At 61.4% G+C, this 20,417-nt stretch carries 13 protein-coding genes; 6 read left to right on the top strand and 7 right to left on the bottom strand.

Going from position 1 to position 20,417, the window contains the following annotated elements:
- Nucleotides 1-19: 19 nt before the first annotated feature.
- Nucleotides 20-799, bottom strand: a complete 780-nt coding sequence (locus BN1133_RS11235; RefSeq protein WP_050666619.1) for a BPSS1780 family membrane protein — start codon at nt 797-799, stop codon at nt 20-22.
- Between the two features lie 158 nt (nt 800-957).
- Here BN1133_RS11235 and BN1133_RS11230 point away from each other — a divergent pair, with 158 nt between their 5' ends.
- Nucleotides 958-1,773: a hypothetical protein gene (locus BN1133_RS11230; RefSeq protein WP_050666618.1), complete on the top strand. Its 816-nt coding sequence runs from the start codon at nt 958-960 to the stop codon at nt 1,771-1,773.
- On the opposite strand, the gene BN1133_RS11225 is transcribed toward BN1133_RS11230, so the two are convergent.
- Nucleotides 1,764-3,095, bottom strand: coding sequence for an MATE family efflux transporter (locus BN1133_RS11225; RefSeq protein WP_050666617.1), 1,332 nt, complete (start codon nt 3,093-3,095; stop codon nt 1,764-1,766). The genes BN1133_RS11230 and BN1133_RS11225 overlap by 10 nt on opposite strands.
- A gap of 131 nt (nt 3,096-3,226) precedes the next feature.
- On the opposite strand from BN1133_RS11225, the gene mscM reads away from it, so the two are divergent.
- The 3 genes from mscM (at nt 3,227) to BN1133_RS11210 (ending at nt 9,189) form a co-directional block, all read left to right on the top strand.
- Nucleotides 3,227-6,478, top strand: a complete 3,252-nt coding sequence (gene mscM / locus BN1133_RS11220) for a miniconductance mechanosensitive channel MscM (protein ID WP_050666616.1) — start codon at nt 3,227-3,229, stop codon at nt 6,476-6,478.
- Nucleotides 6,479-6,489: 11 nt separating this feature from the next.
- A complete protein-coding gene (locus BN1133_RS11215) occupies nt 6,490-7,182 on the top strand; it encodes a glycerophosphodiester phosphodiesterase (protein ID WP_050666615.1) in 693 nt (230 codons plus the stop codon).
- Between the two features lie 129 nt (nt 7,183-7,311).
- Complete coding sequence (locus tag BN1133_RS11210) at nt 7,312-9,189, top strand: methyl-accepting chemotaxis protein (protein WP_050666614.1); 1,878 nt, start codon at nt 7,312-7,314, stop codon at nt 9,187-9,189.
- Nucleotides 9,190-9,293: 104 nt separating this feature from the next.
- Here BN1133_RS11210 and acnB read toward each other — a convergent pair whose 3' ends face one another.
- Together acnB and BN1133_RS11200 are read right to left on the bottom strand one after the other, a co-directional pair.
- The gene (acnB, locus tag BN1133_RS11205) at nt 9,294-11,891 is read right to left on the bottom strand and encodes a bifunctional aconitate hydratase 2/2-methylisocitrate dehydratase (RefSeq protein ID WP_050666613.1); all 2,598 of its coding nucleotides are present in this window, start codon (nt 11,889-11,891) and stop codon (nt 9,294-9,296) included.
- 208 nt (nt 11,892-12,099) lie between these two features.
- Nucleotides 12,100-14,367, bottom strand: coding sequence for a patatin-like phospholipase family protein (locus BN1133_RS11200; RefSeq protein ID WP_050666612.1), 2,268 nt, complete (start codon nt 14,365-14,367; stop codon nt 12,100-12,102).
- Between the two features lie 178 nt (nt 14,368-14,545).
- Here BN1133_RS11200 and BN1133_RS11195 point away from each other — a divergent pair, with 178 nt between their 5' ends.
- Nucleotides 14,546-16,456, top strand: coding sequence for a methyl-accepting chemotaxis protein (locus tag BN1133_RS11195; protein WP_050666611.1), 1,911 nt, complete (start codon nt 14,546-14,548; stop codon nt 16,454-16,456).
- Nucleotides 16,457-16,594: 138 nt separating this feature from the next.
- Nucleotides 16,595-16,774, top strand: a complete 180-nt coding sequence (locus tag BN1133_RS11190; RefSeq protein ID WP_050666610.1) for a hypothetical protein — start codon at nt 16,595-16,597, stop codon at nt 16,772-16,774.
- On the opposite strand, the gene BN1133_RS11185 is transcribed toward BN1133_RS11190, so the two are convergent.
- The 3 genes from BN1133_RS11185 to lpdA all read right to left on the bottom strand — a co-directional run bounded on the left by BN1133_RS11185 (nt 16,771) and on the right by lpdA (nt 20,272).
- The gene (locus BN1133_RS11185; protein WP_050666609.1) at nt 16,771-17,727 is read right to left on the bottom strand and encodes a GGDEF domain-containing protein; all 957 of its coding nucleotides are present in this window, start codon (nt 17,725-17,727) and stop codon (nt 16,771-16,773) included. The two genes, BN1133_RS11190 and BN1133_RS11185, sit on opposite strands and share 4 nt — an antisense overlap.
- Nucleotides 17,728-17,752: 25 nt before the next feature.
- Nucleotides 17,753-18,733, bottom strand: a complete 981-nt coding sequence (locus BN1133_RS11180; protein WP_050666608.1) for a sensor domain-containing diguanylate cyclase — start codon at nt 18,731-18,733, stop codon at nt 17,753-17,755.
- A 111-nt stretch (nt 18,734-18,844) separates the two neighbouring features.
- Nucleotides 18,845-20,272 carry a dihydrolipoyl dehydrogenase gene (gene lpdA / locus BN1133_RS11175; protein ID WP_050666607.1) on the bottom strand — a complete coding sequence of 476 codons (1,428 nt, stop codon included), beginning with the start codon at nt 20,270-20,272 and terminating at the stop codon, nt 18,845-18,847.
- Nucleotides 20,273-20,417 lie beyond the last annotated feature (145 nt).

Below are 20,417 nucleotides of genomic sequence, written 5' to 3'. Positions count from 1 at the left end.
CCTGGGGTGGCTTGCTCTCTTATGCATCGAAATGGTTGGTTGTCACGGCGGCTATCTCGGGCTCCGTCTCCTCCCCGGAGAGGTAGATATCCCGATAGGCCACATAGATGGAGTAGTTCAGGGCCGGCATCACCACCAAGAGCCCCACCAGCAGGAGCATGCCCCCCAGCAGAAGCAACAGGAAAGCCAGCACACTCCAGGTGAGGAAGGGCCACATGTTGCGCAGACAGCCGAGGAAGCTCAGGCGCAGGGCCAGCAAGACGGGCACCCGGTGAAAGAAGATGAGTGCCGGGGCAAAGGTAACCGCCATCAGCACGGGCACCACCAGCACCAGTCCGGCCAGCATCGCGAGCAGCACGGCCCTGGCCTCTTCCGGGGTCGCCGCCAGGGTGGCAGGATCCTGTCCCAACAGGTCGGCAACCCCCCAGTGGGAGAGCAGGGTCATCACCAGCTGGACGATCAACAGCACCAGAGTACTCATCACCAGCCCCCCCAGCACCAGCGGGGTCAGCTGGCGACGGAATCCGGCGAAGAGATCGCCAAAGTCGATCTGTTGCCGCACCTGGGCGTGGTGCGCCGCCACCATCCACCCCGCCATCCAGACCATATAGAGCAGATTGGAGATGAGTCCGCCGGCCGGCAAGCTCTCCAGCAAGACGCCGGCCACCAGCCAGCAGAGCACCATGGCCACGCTGACGCCGCGCCCCCGGTTGAAGAGATCGAAACCGTGGCGGGTCCAATACCAACCACGACCCATACCAAACTGGCGCGGCGCCACCAGGGCGGGCATATCCTGCATAGACTGACTCCTGAAATAGATAACCCGTCGATTCTATATAAAAAGCGTGAACATGCCATGAGCGGCGCGGACCACGGCAACAGGCGGTAACAAAAAGGGGCCCCGTTGATGGCCGATTCCCGTTAAGATGGCCCGATCCCCCTCATCACGGAGCCGCCATGTCCCGCCGTCTACTCACTCTCCTGTTACTGCTCTCCCTGGGGACCAACGGATGGCTCCTGATGCGCCCCCAAGCCAAGCAGAGTGCCCCTCCCTCATCGTTCGAGGCAACCCCGGCCCCCTCCTGCCCACCACAGCAGGTCGCCTCCGGGCGCCCATCACCGCCACTGCGCAGCGAACCCGCGGCGACCCAGCCAGAGCCGCCGACGGCAGAACTGGAGCAGGCGGTCAGCGAGTGGAGTCAGAGCAGTGATGGCAGCCTGCTGCTGGAGAAGCTCTACGAGGCCGAGCAAGGTAGCCAGTTACCCCGACTGTTCGAGCGACTCAATCTGGCACAAGGAATACGGCCCCAGGTGAGCGATCTGCTCAAGGAGCTCTATCGCCTCGGCTTCGACACCCCTCAGCAATATGAGGTGCGCAGCCAGCAGATCTGGCAGGAGATCGCCGCCCTGACCGGTACCGAGGCCCGTGAGCAGCTTGAGCAGGAGCTCTACAGCGGCGATCCCTATCGTCTGATGGAGCTGCAGGGGCGCCTCGCCGAGCGCAGCACCCCTCTCGAGCCTACTCAGCGGCATGCCATGACCCGACTGATGATGGAGGCTCACCGCCACCTCAATCAGAGTGAGCCGGGGGATGCGGCCAGCTGGCTCGAGAGCCAGCGCGTCTATACCCAGGAGGTGCTGGAGCAGGGACACCAGCTCCTCAATCCGACCCAATATCAGGTACTGCGCGAGATGCTGGAGCTGGAGCTGCTACGCCAGGAGGTCAGCGCCCAGATGGAGCGGATCTACCGCAGCGTCGAGCCTCAGGAGTAGTCCCCCCGGCGCTCCCGTCTCATGGCCAGCACCATGACCAGGGTCAGCAAGACGCTGCAGGAGGGGAGCGCCAGCCAGACACCGGAGACACCGAAGAGGGCACCAAGGCCGAACAGCAGGCCGCCGATGAGCAGTAACTTTCCACCGGTCAACAGGGTCGCTACCCGTGGCCGGTTGATGGCCTGAAAGTAGGTGGCCCCCACCAGCAACACCCCCTCCATGGGAAGCCCCCAGAAATAGAGCCAGATGCCGGAGACCGCCACCGGCAGCAGGGCTCCGTTATCACCGGCAAAGAGCCAGACCGCCCCCTCAGGCCAGAGATAGAGCGGCACCACTCCGGCCAGCGCCACCAGCAGGGTCACCGCAAGCGCCAGATTACGGATGCGCAGCACCCGCTCCCTGTGTCCGGCACCGGCATTGAAGCTGGCGATGGGCTGGATCCCCATGGCGATCCCCTCGAAGATGAGATAGAAAAATGCCTCTGTGTAGCTGATGACCCCATAGGCGGCCACATGCAATGCGCTCCCTACCCAGAGCAGCGCCTTGTTGTGCAGTGTCAGTACCACAGAGAGATAGAGGTACATCAGGAAGCTGGAGAAACCGAGACGCAGGGTCTGCAGCATCAATCGCCCATTGGGTCTCAGGGTATCCCGCCCGATCCGCAGACCACTGCGGGACGTAAAGAAGTGGCTCAGGGCCCAGACACCGGTCACCGCCTGGGAGAGCATGGTGGCGATGGCGGCGCCGGCCAGCCCCCAGGGCAGCACCACCATGAAGAGCCAGTCCAGAAACACATTGAGCACGCCTCCCGTCACCAGGATCAGGGTAGTGAGACCCGGTCGGCCATCGTTGCGCAGCAGGGAGGTAAAGGCCATGGAGAGCACGGCGAAGAAGCCGAGACCGGCATACCAGTGCAGATAGTCGATACCCGCCTCGAAGATGACCCCCTCGGCACCCATCCAGCGCAGCAGCGCCTCCCCCTGGATAAGACCGATGCCACCGAGCAGCACGGAGGCCAGCACCACCATCAGGAGGGCGTTGCCCACTATATGGCGGGCCACGCCCCCCTCCCCCTTGCCCAGGTGGAAGGAGGCGAGGGATGAGGCCCCCATGCCGATGAGGGCGCCGGCGGCATAGAGCACGGCGCAGATGGGATAGGCCAGCATGATCCCCGCCAACCCCTCTTCACCCAGAATATGGCCGACGAAGATGCCGTCTATGGTCACATAGATGCCGGTAACCAGCATGGCCGCGACCGTCGGTGTCACATAGCGCCAGAAGAGGCGCGTGAGGGGGGCCGTTCCCAGATCTGATAGGCTCATCAACCAAGACTCAAAAAGGCAGGGGGCTGAATCATAAACGATTTTTAGTCGCGCATCTGCCCGCTCGCGCCTTTACCCACCTCGCTGGCTGCCTTAGGCTAGGGATCCTGTTCTCCCCCGGACCTCGCCCCATGAGAAGACTCCTGCTGTTGCTCGCCCTCTTCCTTGCGCCTCTTGTACATGGGGAGGAGCAGCTCATCCAGATAGAGCAACAACTGGCCGCCATCCCTTCGGCCGACACCCCGGAGAACCAAAAACTGCGCGAGCCGCTGCAACAGGCGCTGCAGGCGGCGCGGGAGGCGAGCCACTACCGGGAGCTGGCCGAGAAATACCAGACCGAGCTCATCAACTACCACCAGACCTCTTCGCAGCTCAAGGCTCAGGTGCAGGGCTGGCAGCCACCACGGCGCCTCCCCACCGAGCAGTTGAATGACTCGAATCTGGGTCTGGAGATGAGCAAGACGGCACGCCGTCAGCTGGAGCTAAGACGCCAGCGTCAGGGTCTGCTCGATGAGCTCTCCCAGATAGAGAGTGGTGGTCTTGACTATCACCAGCGGGTCGACGCCCTGCGTCGCCAGCTCATCCAGGTCCGCCAGCAGGCCGACAAGCTGCAACTGGGTGGCGAATCGGGCCGCCTCGCAGAGGCCAATCGCCTGCTGTTGCAGGTGCGCGAACAGAGCCTCGGAGAGCGCATCGCCATGCTGGAGCTGGACCAGCTCTCCGCCCCCCAGCGCATCGACCTCGCCAAGTTGAGACTGCAGGAGGTCAATCTCGCCATCACCGATGAGGATGAGTGGCAAAGTACCCTGGTCAGCCGCCAGGATCAGCTGCGACGGGAGAAGAGCGAGCGCATCCTGGCCGAGAGCGAACGGCTGCGCAAACAGCTCAAGGGGGATCAGCCCCTCTTGCAGGAGCAGCAGCAGTACAACAGCTCTCTCTCCCTGCAGCTCGAGACTATCGAGGAGTCCATCGACAGGGTCCGCCAGGAGCAGAGCCGGGTCGACAAGCGCCTGCAGGAGCTGAGCGAACTCGGCAGTGCCCTGCGCGAACAGATGGAGTGGCTGCAGGTCAGTGATGCCTATGGGGAAGATCTGCGCGGCAAGCTCTCCGAGCTACCGGCCCCTTACCCCCTGCCGAAGCTGGAGAGCCTGATCGTCAAGACCCGGGTCGCCAAGCGTCAGTATGACAACGAGCTGGCCGAACTGGGGGATCTGGCCCAGGCCCGCAGCCGGGTCGAGCAGGGAGAGACCCTGGATCGTCCCCAGCAGCTGGTACTCGACAGCCTGCTCAAGGCCCGTCGACAGCTCCTGACCCGACTGCTCGATGCCAGCGACAGCCTGCTGCAGGATCAGACCCGGCTCAAGCTGCTCTATAGCCGGCAAAACAGCAAGATTGCCGAGATACGGGATCAGGGCAGCAACCATCTGTTTTGGCTGCCCGACACCCGCCCCGTGAGCGGTGAGTTACTGCTGGACACCCCTGCGGCTCTGGGGCTGGCCCTCAAACCGGGCCAGTGGCGGCAGTTGATAGAAGCCCTGCAGGTCCCCCCTCTTTCGACCCGGGTCACCGTCTTCAGTGCCCTGCTGATCCTGGCCTATCTCTGGTGGCGTCTCGGCCGGGATCTGCTCCGTGTCAACCAGGCCATAGCACCGCGGATCGGCAAGGTGACCCAGGACAAGTTCAGCCTCAGCAGCCGCTTGCTGCTGCGTGCCCTGCTCGCCTCCCTTCCTCTGCCAGCCATGGTGTTCTTGCTGCGTTACCTCTATCAGGGCGCCTGGGAGTATCCCTTTGCCAATGCGGTGATAAGCAGCCTGGGGGAGCTCTGGTTCCTGCTGTTTGCCCTCCTCTTCACCCGGCATCTCTGTCTGGATCGGGGGCTGCTGGCACTGCACTTCGGCTGGCAGCCCGACCGGGTGGCCCGGATCTGGGGGCACTTCAGGGTGCTGATGCTGATCCTCATCCCCAGCTTCTTTATTCAGGGTATAGGAGATGCCTATCAGGGGCATGCCCTCTATGACACTCTGGGCCGTCTCGCCTTTATCATCGGTTCTCTGTGGCTGCTGCTCTTCTTCTATCGCCTCAATCGGGAGCGACTCCCCCTCACCTGGGGTCAGAGTGACATGAGCAAGCCGCACCTGCTGCACCACTTCGTCTGGAACAGCCTGATGCTGGCCCCCCTGCTGGCGGTGGGTGGGGCCCTGTTCGGCTACTTCTTTACCGCCCGCACCCTGCTGCGCCAACTGGAAGTCTCCTTGCTCTGCGCCCTGCTCTTCATGCTCATCTATTATCTGGCCAGGCGCTGGATGCTGATCCAGCGGCGCCGCCTCCAGTTTGAGCGGGCCAAGGCTCGCCGGGCCGAGATCCTGGCCCAGCGGGAGCAAGAGGAGGGGCTGCTGGAGAGCAGCGAGCCGAACGAAGAGATGGAACTGGACCTCGATACCCTGAGTGCCCACTCCCTGCGCCTCATTCGCACCCTGTTGATGCTGGGTTACACGGCCCTGCTGATGTTCTTGTGGTCTGATCTGATGGGGGCCTTCAGCTTCCTGGGCAACATAGAGCTGTGGCAGGTAAGCAGCACGGTCGGGGGCATTGCCCAACTGGAGGGGGTCACGATCAAGGATCTCGCCCTGACCCTGTTCGTCCTCATCATCACGGTCGTCACCGCACGCAACCTGCCCAGCCTGCTGGAGCTCTCTTTGCTTCAGCATCTGAACCTGACACCGGGAACCGGTTTTGCCATCACCACCATGGCCAAATATATGGTGATCGTGGTGGGGGCCCTCTCCTGTTTCTCCCTGCTCGGCATCGACTGGTCCAAGACCCAGTGGCTGGTGGCGGCCCTCTCGGTCGGCCTCGGCTTCGGGTTGCAGGAGATCTTCGCCAACTTCGTCTCGGGTCTCATCATCCTGTTCGAAAAGCCGATCCGTATTGGCGATACGGTCACCATTCGCGATCTCACCGGCACCGTATCCCGCATCAAGACCCGGGCAACCACCATCGTCGACTGGGACCGCAAGGAGATCATCATGCCCAACAAGGCCTTCATCACGGAGCAGTTCATCAACTGGTCCCTGTCGGACGCCATCACCCGGGTCAAGATCCGCATCCGTATCGCCCTGCATGCCGATCCAGTCCAGATCCAGAGGCTGCTGGAGGAGTCCATCCTCCAGTGCAGTCTGGTGCTCGATACCCCGACACCGGAAGCCTTTCTGGTAGAGCTGACCGACTCGGCCCTTATCTATGAGCTGCGGGTCTACGTCAACAACATGGATCACCGTATGCCCATCACCCACGAGCTGCACAACCGGGTGCTGGGCAGGCTCAAGGAGCTGGGGCTGGCCCTGCCCCACCAGCAGATCGACATCCGCCTCTCCAGGGCGTAAGGAGTAACAAGATGCTGTTGATTGCCCACCGCGGTGCCAGTGGCCTGGCACCGGAAAATACCCTCAAGGCATTCCACCTGGCGCTGGAGCAAGGGGTCGCCGCCATCGAGCTCGACGTGCAATACGCCGACGGAGAGCTCTGGGTCTTTCACGATCGCCGGCTGGAACGCTGCACCAATGGCCACGGGGTACTCACCCGGCAGAGCCGGGAGTACCTGGCGGGGCTCGATGCAGGCGATGGGGAGCCCATCCCCACCCTGTGGCAGGTGATGACTCTGGTGGCGGGCCGCTGCGATCTCCATATCGAACTCAAGGGCCCTGACACGGCCCAGCCGGTCGCCGAGCTGATGCGACGGGCCGAGATCGAATTGAAGGTGGGCCCGCAACGGTGGCTGGTCTCCTCCTTCGACCACAGGGAGCTGCTCCATTTCCAGCGTCTGCGCCCCGAGGTGCGCCTCGGGGCGCTCATTGCCGGCGTGCCCCGCCATCTGGCCCGCTTCGCCGCCGAGATGGGGTGCTGGTCTATCAATTGTGATGTGGACTTCGTCGATGGTGAGCTGGTGAACGATGCCCACACCAGAGGACTCAAGGTGTTGGTCTACACGGTGGACAGGCCGGAAGAGTGGCAATGGCTGGCAGAAATAGGGGTCGATGGAATCTTTACCAACCACCCGGAACGCGCCACCCTGCCCAGCGCTAATTAAGCTATAGGTTAAGAGTGCCTGAACTATCAGGAATATGAGGGATCAGTCGATATTATTGGAGAAGCCCGACCGCCGGCTCTACACCATAATAATCATCGACATGCTCGTAAGGTTATAAGGACATACACCATGAACCTTTCCATCAAGAACAAACTGGTGCTGGCCATAGGCCTCATCATCCTGGTTATCACAGGGTTGCAGGTGTGGTACAACACCTCGCAGCTGCGCGAAGAGACCCGCAAACTGGTCTGGAACTCGGTCGATATCGCGTCCATCTCCAACGTTCAGGGCATCTCTCGCTGGCTCGATGCCCGCATCGGCATGGTCACCTCCGTCAAGGAGGCCTTCACCCAGCAGGATGAGCCTATCACCTACCTCTCCCAGGCCGAGAAGGCAGGCGGGTTCGACCTGGTCTATGCGGGCACCGAAGATGGCAAGATGATCCAGAGTAAGGCCACGGATCTCCCCCCCGGCTATGATCCCCGTCAGCGCCCCTGGTACAAGGACGCCATGGCCGCCGGCAAGCTGGCTATTACCTCTCCCTATGCCGATGCCTCAACCGGCAACCTGGTCATCACCATCGCCGAACCTTTCCAACGGGGTAATACCAAGGGCGTCATCGCCGGGGACATCGCCATCGACTCCCTGATCCGCGATATCCTCGCCATCGATCTGGAAGGCACCTATGTCATGCTGCTCGACAGCAACGGCACCATCATCGCCCATCCGGACAAGAGTCTCAGCATGAAGCCGAGCACCGAGATCTTTCCTGAGCTGACCGCGGCCAAGATCAAGGAGCTGGGCCATGACGGCACCATCTCAGAGCTGGAGGTGGCCGGCAAGCCGAGCGTGTTCGACCTCACCGCCATTCCCAACACCACCTGGTACTACGGCATCGTCATCGATCAGGATATCGCCTATCAGGCGGTCACCCGGATGATCACCTCCGCCATCTGGCAGGGACTGCTCACCATCCTCATCGTCGCAGGCATCTCTTACCTGGCCATCAGCGGCTCCCTGATGCCTCTCAAGACCCTGGGTGAGGCCATCGCCGATCTCTCCCGTGGCAACGGAGATCTGACCCGTCGCGTCAAGATCGAGCGAGACGACGAGGTCGGTGTGGTGGCTCGTCACGTCAACACCTTCATCACCCGTATCCACGAGATGGTCAAAGACATCTCCAACTCCTCGGTGCAGCTCAACCAACAGGCCATCTCCTCCCACCAGATGGCGCAGCAGAGCAACCAGGGTCTCTCACGCCAGCAAAACGAGATCTCCCAGATCGCCACCGCAGTGCACGAGATGTCAGCCACCGCCGTCGAGGTGGCCAGCAATGCGGAGCAGACCGCCGAGGCGGCACGCGCCTCTGCCGGCAGCTGTGAAGAGGGCAAGCAGGTGATCGCCCGCAACCAGCGCTCCATCACAGACCTGGCCTCTCAGGTAGAGCACGCCTCAGGCATCATCCAGGAGCTCGAGAAGAACGCGCAGGAGATCAACACCATTCTCTCGACTATTCAGGGTATCGCCGAGCAGACCAACCTGCTGGCCCTCAATGCCGCCATCGAGGCGGCCCGGGCCGGCGAGCAGGGCCGTGGCTTTGCGGTGGTGGCCGACGAGGTGCGGGTTCTCTCCCAGCGGACCCACAGCTCGACCGTCGAGATCCGCAGCATGATCGAGACCCTGCAACGCAACACCCAGGGGGCCGTGGGCACCATGCAGGAGAGCAAGCTGCTGGCCCAAAACAGCGTGGACGACGCCAGCAATGCCACCCAGGCTCTGGAGCAGATCGTCGAATCCATCGGTCAGATCTCCGACATGGCCACTCAGATCTCCAGCGCCGCAGAGGAGCAGCGGGCCGTCACCGACGAGGTGAGCCGCAATATCCAGGCGGTCAAGGATGTGTCGGACGAGCTGGCCGAGCAGGCCGAGAGCTCCAACCAGATTGCCAACCAGCTCAAGAACATCTCCGGGGAGCTCAACAGCCAGGTCGGCATGTTCCGCATCTGATGATCTTCACCATGACAAGGGGAGCCAATGGCTCCCCTTTCTGATGATCTATCACCCTCAACGAAAAGAGCGGCCCGCGGGCCGCTCTCTCATTACTCGGATGCTTATACCGCCTGCTGCAGAATCACAGAGTCCGCCTTCTTGGTGTAGGTGGCGATCTCGTTGAAATTCAGGTAGCGGTAGGTGTCGGCCGCGGTGGCGTCCAGCTCCTTGGCGTAGTGCAGGTACTCTTCCACGGTCGGGATCTTGCCGAGGATGGCGGCAACCGCAGCCAGTTCGGCAGAGGCCAGGTAGACGTTGGCCCCCTTGCCCAGACGGTTCGGGAAGTTGCGGGTAGAGGTGGAGACTACGGTTGCCTCGTCAGCCACACGTGCCTGGTTACCCATGCACAGGGAACAGCCCGGGATCTCGATGCGGGCACCGACTCGGCCGAAGATGCCGTAGTAGCCCTCTTCGGTCAGCTGGTCCTTGTCCATCTTGGTCGGCGGGGCGATCCACATGCGGGTCGGCAGCTGGCCACTGAACTTGCCCAGCAGCTTGCCGGCGGCACGGAAGTGGCCGATGTTGGTCATGCAGGAGCCGATGAACACCTCGTCGATCTTGTCGCCAGCCACACTGCTCAGCAGACGGGCATCGTCCGGATCGTTCGGCGCGCACAGGATAGGCTCCTTGATGGTGGCCAGATCGATTTCGATGATCTCGGCGTACTCGGCATCCTGGTCCGCCTCCATCAGGGTCGGGTTGGCCAGCCACTCTTCCATCCCCTTGATACGACGGGTGATGGTGCGCACGTCGCCGTAGCCTTCACTGAGCATCCACTTGAGCATCACAATATTGGACTTCAGATACTCGATGATCGGCTCTTTATCCAGCTTGATGGTGCAACCGGCGGCGGAGCGCTCGGCGCTGGCGTCGGCCAGCTCGAAGGCCTGCTCCACCTTGAGGGTTGGCAGACCTTCGATCTCGAGAATGCGGCCGGAGAAGATGTTCTTCTTGCCCGCCTTCTCGACGGTCAGCAGCCCCTTCTGGATGGCGGCGTAGGGAATGGCATGAACCAGATCACGCAAGGTGATGCCCGGTTGCAGTTCGCCCTTGAAGCGCACCAGCACGGATTCCGGCATGTCCAGCGGCATCACGCCGGTGGCGGCGGCGAAGGCCACCAGACCGGAGCCCGCCGGGAAGGAGATCCCGATGGGGAAGCGGGTGTGAGAGTCACCACCGGTACCCACGGTATCCGGCAGCAGCATGCGGTTCAGCCAGGAGTGGATGACGCCGTCACCCGGACGCAAGCTCACACCGCCGCGGTTCATGATGAAGTCCGGCAGGGTGTGGTGGGTCTGCACATCGACCGGCTTGGGATAGGCGGCGGTGTGGCAGAAGGACTGCATGGTCAGGTCGGCGGAGAAGCCGAGGCAGGCCAGATCTTTGAGCTCGTCTCGGGTCATGGGGCCAGTGGTGTCCTGGGAGCCGACCGTGGTCATCTTGGGCTCGCAGTAGGTGCCCGGGCGGATGCCCTGCACGCCACAGGCCTTGCCCACCATCTTCTGGGCCAGGGTGAAGCCCTTGCCGGTGTCGGCCACCGGTTGCGGACGGCGGAACACCTCGGAGTGGGGCAGACCAAGCGCCTCACGGGCCTTGTCGGTCAGGCCGCGGCCGATGATCAGCGGAATCCGGCCACCGGCGCGCACTTCGTCGATCAGCACGTCAGTTTTCAGTTCGAACCGGGCCAGCACCTCGTCGGTGCCGTGCTTGCAGATCTTGCCGGCGAACGGGTAGATGTCGATGACATCGCCCATCGCAAGTGCAGAGACATCCACCTCGATGGGCAGGGCGCCGGCATCTTCCATGGTGTTGAAGAAGATGGGGGCGATCTTGCCACCGAGACAGATGCCGCCGGCACGCTTGTTGGGCACGTTGGGGATGTCGTCGCCCATGAACCACAGCACCGAGTTGGTGGCGGATTTACGGGAGGAGCCGGTACCCACCACGTCGCCCACATAGGCCAGCGGGAAGCCCTTCTCTTTCAGCGTCTCGATGGTCTTGATGGGACCTATGGTGCCGTCCATGTCCGGGGTGATACCGGGACGGGCCATCTTCAGCATGGCCAGGGCGTGCAGCGGAATATCGGGGCGGGACCAGGCGTCCGGGGCCGGCGACAGGTCGTCGGTGTTGGTTTCGCCCGGCACCTTGAACACGGTAACGGTCAGCTTCTCGGCCAGGGCCGGGCGGGAGAGGAACCACTCGGCATCGGCCCAGGATTGCATCACCTGCCTGGCGAAGGCGTTGCCGGCCTTGGCCTTCTCTTCCACATCGTGGAAGGAGTCGAACATCAGCAGAGTGTGGGAGAGGGCCTTGCCAGCCAGCGGGGCCAGGGCGGCGTCGTCCAGCAGGTCGATGAGCGGCTGGATGTTGTAGCCACCTTGCATGGTGCCGAGCAGGGTGACCGCCTCTTCGCGGCTCAGGATGGGGGAGCTGGCCTCACCCTTGGCCACGGCGGTGAGGAAACCGGCCTTCACATAGGCCGCTTCATCAACACCGGGGGGAACGCGATCGGACAATAACTCTTTCAGAAAGCTCTCTTCACCGGCGGGAGGATTCTTGAGCAGCTCGACCAGGGCGGCGACTTGCTCAGCGTCCAGAGGTTTGGGAACCACTCCCTCGGCAGCACGTTCTTCGACGTGTTTACGGTAGGTTTCAAGCACGACTAATTCCTCTTTGGTCTTATGGGTCGCCGCGGCGGCGATCGTCCTTGCGGGACACCCGTAGGGTGCCCCCCACTATATAAGTTTTAACGACTAATTAAAATCCACTCAGAACCGGCTGGCCGGTCAAAAAATCACATTTATTTAATTAACAGCCAGTTATAAAAGCATCGCTGTGTCCATAGCCGGAAACGTTAATAAGTTGTCATCAACGGAAGGTACTCCCTAGCTGCAGATAGATGGACTGACTCCCCCCCTCTGCGGCCCCCACACCGAAGAAGATGGGGCCGAGGAAGGTCTCGCTGCCAATATAGAGCGAGCCCGCCGTGTAGGAGGTCTCGAAGCGAATGTCGTGCCCCTGATCCCATACTCCGCCCTGCTCGAGTGAGCCCCCCACATAGAGCGGCAGGCGGAAGGGGCCGAAGTCGTTGTCCGCCAGTCGATAGATATATCGCAGGCCGCCAAACAGGCTATATCGTCCCGACAGCTCGTGGGGCTTGAAGCCCGACAGAGTGAACATGCCTCCGAGATCCTGGGCAAACAGGGGCAAATCCTCGCCACTTTGGGTACCACCGGCACCCAGCATCAGGTTGAGACTGTGCCTCTCCCAGGACCAGGGTTTAATCAGGGTGACGTCATAGCTGCTGCCATGGGAGTGGCTCTGCCCCCCCTCACCATCGTCCTGATTGATGTGCATATAGCCGATCTGCCCCTGGAAGAGGAGGCCATTGTATGGGAAGTAACGGCTGTCCAGGGTGTCGTGTTCGAGGCGCAGGAAGGGACCCCAGGCGCTGGACGAGAGATCGCTTATCCCTATGCTGTCAATGCCGATATCGCCCTTCATGGCCGCGACACCGAGACTGACCCGTTGCCAGGGGTGAATATTCCAGCCGACCGCCCCCTCAGCGGACCAGAAGGCGTACTGGCTATCGAAATAGTAGGTCTGGCTGCTGCCGCCTTCGCGGCCACGGCGCAGCCCCCCCTCGTCGGTCAAATAGAGGCGACGGGTCTCCTTGTCATAGGCCAGGCTCACCTGACCGAAGTAAGTCTGAGAGGGTTCAAGCGGGCTGTAAAACTCGGTCTTGAGGTGCTTCCAGGTGCCGAGCGATGCCTCACTGTGCCACTCCCCGCCCCACTCGTTGATATTGGTGCGGGTATAGGCCGCCCCCACGTTGTAGTTGGAGGTACTCTCAAAATCGTCGGTGAAACCGAACTGGAAGTTGAGGTAGCCCGGTCCCCAGTTCTTCTCATGGGCGTCGACCACCAGCACATTTTCATTTCCCCGTTCCTCGATTTGATAGGTAACCCGATCGAAGGACTCGAGGGCATAGAGACGGCGTACCCCAGCCTCAAGGCTCTCACGGGTCTGCACCTTGTGAGGCTTGACCTGCATCGCCGCACGAATGGTCTCATCGGCCAGGGAGGATTGGTTGACGATATCGACCCTGTCGATGTAGTAGGCGGGCAGGGCGCTGTTTTGCGCGCGCCGGCTCAGCTTCTGATCCCGATAGGCCTTGTAGCGGGCAGGGGACAAAGAGAGCGCATCGAGGCGCAGCGCAACCCGTTTTGCCGCCTCTTCCCCATAGTGGATGCCATCCGGCATACGGGCGAAATCGGCAATCCCCATATTGCCGAATGCGGGGGTAATCAGGATATCACGCTCCCCGAGGAGTGCCTTCTGTCGCTCTGTTCCAACCTGGGTCATATAGGTGGTCATCTGATCCAGCATGGCCAGACCCGAGGTCAACTCGCTCTTGTCCCTTAGCCTGGCTCCTATGTCTACGGCAATAACAATATCGGCCCCCATACTCTTGGCCACATCCACCGGCATATTGTTGACCGCCCCCCCGTCGGCCAGGATCCGCCCCTCCCACTCCACCGGCTTGAGGATCCCCTGGATCGACATGGAGGCCTGCATCGCCTTGGCCAGGCTGCCGTGGTCCAGCACGAAGGGGGTCACCGTCTCCATGTCGGTAGCGACGGCACGGTAAGGAATGGGGAGATCGTTGAAGCTCTTCTGTACCGGCAGGTTGGAGGTGGCATCGCGCAACAGGGCAGCCATGGATTGGCCCTGAAAGAAGCCATCCGGCGATTTGAGCGTGCCTCCACTGATCCCTATGTCGGTGCGCAACTGATAGAGTTCGTCCTGCTGCTTCTGGCGCAGGGAGAGAGCATCCCGGCTGACCCTGTCGTTATAGCCCTTGTTCCAGTCGATATTGAGGGTGGTCTGCTCCACCTCCTCGGCCGATAGCCCCATGGCATAGAGTCCTGCCACGTAGGAGCCCATGCTGGTGCCGACCACGATATCGACCGGTATGCGTTTCTCTTCGAGCACCTTGAGCACGCCGATATGAGCCGATCCTTTGGCACCGCCACCACTGAGCACCAATGCAATCTTGGGGCGATCGGCGGCGTGGGAGACAAATGAAGCAAGTGTGAGGGTGACCAGGGCAAACCCACGCCAAAAGAGACTCATAGAGGCATCCATCCAGAGCAGAAAAGGGGCGAGGAATACTATAAAGGGAGACCCCCCTGACGCAAACCGGAGTGTGAACGCAAACGTATCGCTGCAATATCGACTCGCTCGGCCTTAGGTAATAAAAATCCCTGCCGCTACACTCTTCGTCGGCGATTCCGCTCCATTGGATCTAAGCATGTTTAACCATCTCACCCTGAAGCAAAAAATTGTTTCAACCCTGTTATTGGCCGTCGTGCTCTCCTGCATGCTGGTGGGTTACTTCAGCCAACGCTCGGCACAGCAGCTCATTGAAGAGCAGCTCTTTGCCCATGAGCTGCCCAACCTGACCCAACGTATCGGCAAGTCGATAGAGGCCGAGCTCAATCCTGTCGCCGGAGCGGCACGGCAACTCGCCAGCGACCGCTTCCTGCTCGACTGGGTCTCTCGCGGTATGCCCAAGGAGCAGGAGCCTATCGTGATCGATCAGCTCAGGGACGTGGCCAATCAGTATGGTCTGGTGACCGCCTCCTTCGCCGATCGCCAGAGCGCGGCCTACTACAACCAGGATGGCTTCTTGCGTAACCTCACCCCGGAGCAGGACGGCTGGTTCTATGCCTATACCCGAGGCTCACAGGATCTGATGCTCAGCATCTTCCGCGAGTCCACCGGTGAAGTGAAACTGTTTGTGAACTATCAGCAGCTCAATGGTCGCGGGCTGGCAGGACTGGCCAAGTCTCTCGACAGCATGGTCGCGATGCTCTCGGGCTTTCGCATCGGGCAGAGCGGGTTTGTCTTCATGGTCGATGGTCAGGGCAAGGTGAAACTGCATCCGGATGCTGCCCGTATCGATCGGGATACCCTGACTCAGCTGGCGGGAGCTGATGCACAGCGTCTTCTTGGCAAGCAAGAGTTCGCACTGATCGAATCCAGCGCCCAGGGGGAAGAGCGGGTTTTGGCCTCCAGCTATATTCCCCTGCTCGACTGGTATCTGGTCGCCCAGGTACCCAAGGAGGAGATCTTTGCCGGCCTGAATCAGGCTCGCACCCGGATCCTGCTCATCACTCTCGCCATCGCCGCCGCTATGGGGCTGCTTGGCATGTTGCTGGCCGGCTCGGTAAGCCGCCCACTCAACCAGCTGGCTCGGCTGTTCCGTGAACTGGGCAGCGGGGATGGGGATCTGACCCACAGGCTCAGGGTCGATGGCGGCGACGAGCTGGCCGAAGTGGCCAAGGGCTTTAACAACTTCGTGGCCAAGATCCATGCCTCCATCACTGAGGTCGCCGAAAACTCACGGCAGCTTGCCCTCACCGCCAACGAGGTCGCAAGCAAGGCACACCTGACCCAGAGCAACTGCACCGCCCAGCGGGATCGCACCGTGCAGGTAGCCACCGCCATCCACGAGATGGGTGCGACGGTCAACGAGATTGCCGGCAATGCTTCCCAGGCCGCCGAGGTGGCTCGCCTGGCCAACGACCAATCCGGTATCGGGGCCCAACTGGTGGGTACCGCCCGGGCCAGCATCGTCTCCCTCTCTGGGGAGATCGAACAGGTGAGTGAGGTGATTGAGTCTCTGGCCAACCAGACCGACTCCATCGGTAGCATCCTCGATACCATCCGCGGCATCTCGGAGCAGACCAACCTGCTGGCGCTCAATGCCGCCATCGAGGCCGCCCGGGCCGGCGAACAGGGACGCGGTTTTGCCGTCGTGGCCGACGAGGTGCGCAATCTCGCCAGTCGATCGGCCGCCTCGACCGAGGAGATCCAGGGGATGATCAATCGCCTGCAACAGCAATCGAGTCGCGCCGTCGAGGCGATGCGTGGCGGCCGCGAGCAGAGCCTTGGTGTGGTCACCCAGGCTGACGAGGCCAACGGCGCCCTGGGCCTCATCACAACCCATATCGCCCAGATCAGCGACATGAACATTCAGGTTGCCACCGCAACGGAAGAGCAATCGAGCGTGGTGGGCGAGCTCAATCGCAACGTCGAGGAGATCAATCACCTGACCATGGAGACCGCCGATCTGGCAGAGCAGTTGACCCGTTCCAGCCAGGGACTGCAGCGGTTGTCGCAGCAATTGGACCAATTGGTCGGACACTTTCGTCTGTGATGTGAAAAGGGGAGCCACACGCTCCCCTTCTTGTGCCTGTCCCCCCCTTCTCCGGTCAACTCCTGGCGCTGGGTCACCCACAACATCTGGAAAGCCGCCACAAAGCAGCCATACTCGTCGCCTCTGTCAGGAGGAACGATGAGAAAGAGTCTTGGTGTAATAATGCTGGCGCTGCTGCTATCGGCCTGTAGCCAGCAAGGAGCGGTGCGCATCCGTGATGCCGACATCCGGCTCGATGATACCCACATCCGCATCAGCGATGGCAACAGTGGTGGCTCGTTTTGCCCCCCAGGGCAGGCGAAGAAGGGGCGCTGCTAGTGGCTCCTTTTCTGCCGATACATCAGGGTATCGGCATGATGCAGCAGTGACTCGAGATCGCCCAGTGGCGCCTGTGGCGTATGGGTGACGGCTCCGACAGAGAAGTCGAGTCGATAGTCGGGCTGCTCGCGGTTCTCCTTGTCGATTACCTGCCGAAAACGCTGCAGGGCCAGCTCTGCCTGAGCACTATCGGTATAGGGTAGCAAGGCAACGAACTCATCTCCCCCCAGCCTGGCGCACACGTCGGCGTCGCGAAAGGTCTCAACCATCAGGGCGGCAAAGCGGCGCAGCGCCCTGTCACCGACCCTGTGTCCAAGGTGATCATTGATCTGCTTGAACCCGTCCAGATCGAAATAGAGCAGAGTCACCGGATACCCTTGACGCTGCGCCAGACGGAAGCTCTTCTCGGCCAACATCATGAATCCCCTGCGATTGGAGATCTGGGTCAGCTCGTCCAGGGTCGCCCACTGCCCTGCCTCCATCTCATGGACCACGATCTGCCCCAGCTCCCTGAGCAAGGCCCTCTCCGGCTCGTGGAATTGGCGGGGCTGGCGGTCAAGAATGCAAATAGTCCCCAGCCGGCAACCATTGCTGGCTTTCAGTGGATAGGCGGCATAGAAACGGATGTGGGGCGAGCCCACCACCAGTGGATTATCCCAAAAACGAACATCCTGATGGGTATCCTCCACCACCATCAGCTCTGACTGCAGGATGGCATGAGCGCAGAAAGAGACCTGTCGCGGGGTCTCCGCAATATTGATGCCCCAGGCTGACTTGAACCATTGGCGCTCCCGATCGATCAGCGAGATAAGGGCGATGGGCACACCAAAGATGCGTCGAGCCAGACGGGTAAAGCGATCGAATCGCTCTTCTGCTGGGGTATCGAGCAATCCGATGCGCCGCAGGGTCTCCAGCCGCAGTGGTTCATCGGGTGACATGGCGGGCTCTTCCATCTCTCTCCTCCCTGGCTCTCTGGGCCTAGCGTACCGGCTCCTTCGCCGCACGCTTCGCCACCTTGCGCTCATACATCAGGCTGTCCGCCTGTTTGAGAAGTCCATCCAGATCAGGGGGAGTCGAAGGATCATAAGTGACAATCCCCTCACTGCAGGCGAGTTGATAGCCTCGTTTTCCGGAACCATTGTGACGGGCAAGATCCTTGTGGAAACGGGCGATCGCAGCGGCCGCCTGAGCCTGATTGGCACCGGCCAACAAGACCGCAAACTCGTCCCCTCCTAGGCGGGCGTAAACATCGGCATCCCGAAATGAGTGATTGATCAGGTTGGAAAAATCTCGCAAAGCCTGATCTCCCTCATCGTGCCCAAAGGTGTCGTTGATCTGCTTGAAGCCATCCATATCCAGATAGACCAGACTGACCGTCTGCCCAAGCCGGTGAGCCTGCTGCAGGCTTTTCCCGGCCAACATGGTGAAGCCACGGCGGTTGGAGATCTGGGTCAGCTCATCCAGGGTCGACAGCTGCAGGGCCTCCAGCTCACGCACGACCATGGCAGCCAGATCCTCAAACAGAGTCAGCTCCTCATCGTCCATATGCCTGGGTTCACGATCGATGATGCAGAGGGTACCCAGCGCACAGCCATTGGAAATCCGAAGCGGACAGCCTGCATAGAAACGGATATGGGGCTCGCCGGTCACCAGGGGATTGTCCGCGAACCGGGCGTCGAGCGCCGCATCGCGAACCACAAAGGTCTCGGTTCCCAGAATGGCATGACCACAGAAGGAGATATCCCGTCCCGTTTCACTGGCATCAAGCCCCTGGCAAGACTTGAACCACTGCCGCTCGGCATCCACCAGGCTGACCAGAGCGATGGGGACGCCGAACATGCGACGCGCCATGCGGGTCAGGCGATCGAAACGCTCTTCGGAGGCGGTATCGAGAATCGCCAGGGAACGCAGGGTCTCGAGGCGCAGCACCTCGTTGACCGGCAGGGAGGGACACTTCATCGGCAAGACTCCTGTGTATAGGTGATACCCTCTAGTATGTCAGATCCTCACCCTCCCACCCGCACCTGCAAACAAAAAGGCGCCCCAAGGCGCCTTCTCACTTCACTATACTTATTTTTTCTTCTTGGCCTTGGCGTTCGGCAGGTCGGTGATGGAGCCTTCGAACACTTCGGCAGCCAGGCCCACGGACTCGTGCAGAGTCGGGTGGGCGTGGATGGTCAGGGCGATGTCTTCGGCGTCGGCACCCATTTCGATGGCCAGACCGATTTCACCCAGCAGCTCGCCGCCGTTGGTGCCCACGATGGCACCACCGATGACGCGGCCGGTCTCTTTCTCGAAGATCAGCTTGGTCATGCCGTCGGAGCAGTCGGAGGCAATGGCGCGGCCAGAGGCTGCCCACGGGAAACTGGCCACTTCGAAGGTGATCCCCTTCTCCTTGGCTTCCTTCTCGGTCAGACCGACCCAGGCCATCTCCGGCTCGGTGTAGGCAATGGACGGGATCACCTTGGGATCGAAGTAGTGCTTCTTGCCGGCGATGACTTCGGCGGCCACGTGACCTTCGTGCACACCCTTGTGCGCCAGCATGGGCTGACCCACGATGTCACCGATGGCGTGGATGTGCGGCACGTTGGTACGCAGCTGCTTGTCCACTTCGATGAAGCCACGCTCGTTGACGGCGACACCGGCCTTCTCGGCATCCAGCAGCTTGCCATTCGGCACACGGCCAACGGCGACCAGCACGTTGTCGTAGCGAACCGGCTCGGCCGGAGCCTGCTTGCCTTCGAAGGAGACATACAGACCGTCTTCGCGGGCTTCAACGGCGGTGACCTTGGTCTCCAGCATGATGTTGAACTTCTTGGCCACACGCTTGGTGTAGACACGGACGATGTCCTTGTCAGCGGCCGGAACCAGCTGATCGGCGAACTCGACCACGTCGATCTCGGAGCCCAGGGAGGAGTACACGGTACCCATCTCCAGACCGATGATGCCGCCACCCAGCACCAGCAGCTTGCCCGGTACAGTGGTCAGCTCCAGCGCGTCGGTGGAGTCCCATACGCGCGGATCGTCGTGCGGGATGAAGGGCAGCTTCACCGGACGGGAGCCGGCGGCGATGATGGCGTTGTCGAAGGTGACGGTGGTCTTGCCGTCGGCGCCTTCTACCTCGAGGGTGTTCGGACCGGTGAACTTGCCCAGACCATTCACCACCTGAACCTTACGCATCTTGGCCATGCCGGCCAGACCGCCGGTCAGCTGGTTGATCACCTTCTCTTTCCACAGGCGGATCTTGGTGATGTCGGTCTTCGGCTCGCCGAAGACGATGCCGTGCTCGGCCAGGGCCTTGGCCTCTTCGATCACCTTGGCCACGTGCAGCAGGGCCTTGGAGGGGATGCAACCCACGTTCAGGCAGACGCCACCCAGGGTGGAGTAACGCTCGACGATAATGGTATCGAGGCCCAGGTCGGCTGCACGGAAGGCAGCAGAATAACCGGCAGGGCCAGCACCCAGAACCACGACCTGGGTTTTGATTTCTTTACTCATCATGACCTCTTTGTCGTTCTTATATCCCCGGACAGCGCAGTATGAAATGCCATATTGGTGGGCTGTCAGCGCTTAAAAAAACCGGGGCAAGTTTACAATCCTGTTAACGAATTGAGAAGCAAAAAGGGCGGGCTATGGGCCCGCC

Source organism: Aeromonas schubertii (genome assembly GCF_000820105.1).
GTDB classification, from domain to species: Bacteria; Pseudomonadota; Gammaproteobacteria; order Enterobacterales; family Aeromonadaceae; genus Aeromonas; species Aeromonas schubertii.
Note: the sequence above shows the minus strand (reverse complement) of the source record. Positions and strands in the feature narration are given on the sequence as shown.